Origin of the sequence: Kineococcus indalonis, from assembly GCF_009906395.1 — a bacterium.
Classification (GTDB): Bacteria; Actinomycetota; Actinomycetes; order Actinomycetales; family Kineococcaceae; genus Kineococcus; species Kineococcus indalonis.
Map to the genome: position 1 here is coordinate 1 of NZ_JAAALM010000768.1, position 1,330 is coordinate 1,330.

Here is a 1,330-nt window from a genome sequence, read left to right on the forward strand (position 1 = left end):
ACGCCCGGACCGCCCCCGCCGCCGCCGCCCGCACCGCCGCAGGAGTTCCTGCAGGTGACGATCACCCCGCCGCCGGACCCGCGCACCGGGGTGCCCTCGTGGGACCTCGTGTTCTCGCCCTCCACGGTGGTGGTCTCCCGCGACGACCCGGACCGCTGCCCCTTCTGGAGCGAGCTGACCACCGGCCAGCAGGCGTACGTCGAGCTGGCGCGCGAGCGCCGCGGGCAGATCCACACCCTCGGCGTGGTCACCTCCCCCTCGACGACGCCGCGCGTGGGGCAGGCGATCGCGTTCTCCCGCGGCGAGAGCGCGGACCCGAAGCCGCTGGCCTCGGGCAGCACGAGGGTGCGCGCCGTGATGCAGGAGCTCCTCGTCGAACCCGGGGAGGACCCCTCCACCACCGTGCGCTGCGCGGGGAGGGGGGAGCGCCTGGCCCCCGGCGCGACCGTGCGCAGCGGACCGGGCCTGTGCTCGTACACGTACCGCAGCACCTCCGCCGGGCGCACCCACCGGGGCGAGCCCGACACCTTCACCGTCGAGGCGCACGAGACCTGGCGCATCGAGGTCAGCCAGGACGCCGGTGCCACCTGGAGCACCCTGCGCGTGGTGGACCTGGAGACCAGCACGGGCCTGCGCGTCACCGAGGTGCAGACCCTCGTCGTGCCCCTGCCGCGCTGACCGACCACCGACCCCGGCCAGCGACCCCGGCCGGCACCCGCGGCCCGGGCCGGGGGACCGACAGAACCCGAGGAGCCATGTCCACCTCCACCCCGACCGGCCCGCGCCGCGCGCCGGCGCGGCTGCCCCGCCGCGCGCTGTCCCCGCACGCGCGCCGGCTGGAGCTGCTGCGCGGCGCGGGCGCGGCGCTCGTGCTGCTCGCCGTCCTCGGCGGCGTCCCGCTCGCCCTCGTGCAGCTCGTCGGCAACCCCCTGCCCACCGGTGCGCCCACCCGCACCTGGCTCGACGCCGAGCTCACGGCGAGCGCCGTCGTGGACGTGCTGGCCGCCGCCCTGTGGCTGGTGTGGGCGCACTTCGCCGTCTGCGTCGCCGCGGAGCTGAGCGCGTGGGCGCGCGGCGGCACCGCTGCGCGGGTGCGCCTGGGCGGGAGCAGCCAGGTCCTCGCCCAGCGGCTCGTCGCCGCGGTGCTGCTGCTGGCCTCGGGCGCCGTGTGGGTGCCGCAGACCTCCGCGGTGCTGTCCGTGGCCGCGGTGGGCGCCCCCGCGGCGGCCGGTCCCGCCCGCACCGCGCACGGCGCGGAGGCCGGGGCCGCCCGCAGCGCCCCCGCCGCGCAGGCCCCGCCGGCCACCGGCGGTGCCGACGCCGGGTGGGC

General features: G+C 79.1%; 2 pseudogenes. Both read left to right on the forward strand.

Going from position 1 to position 1,330, the window contains the following annotated elements:
* A pseudogene (locus GTR00_RS20960) lies at positions 1-678 on the forward strand (hypothetical protein); the annotation flags it as partial.
* Between the two features lie 77 nt (positions 679-755).
* Positions 756-1,330 (forward strand): annotated as a pseudogene (locus tag GTR00_RS20965) (hypothetical protein); the annotation flags it as partial.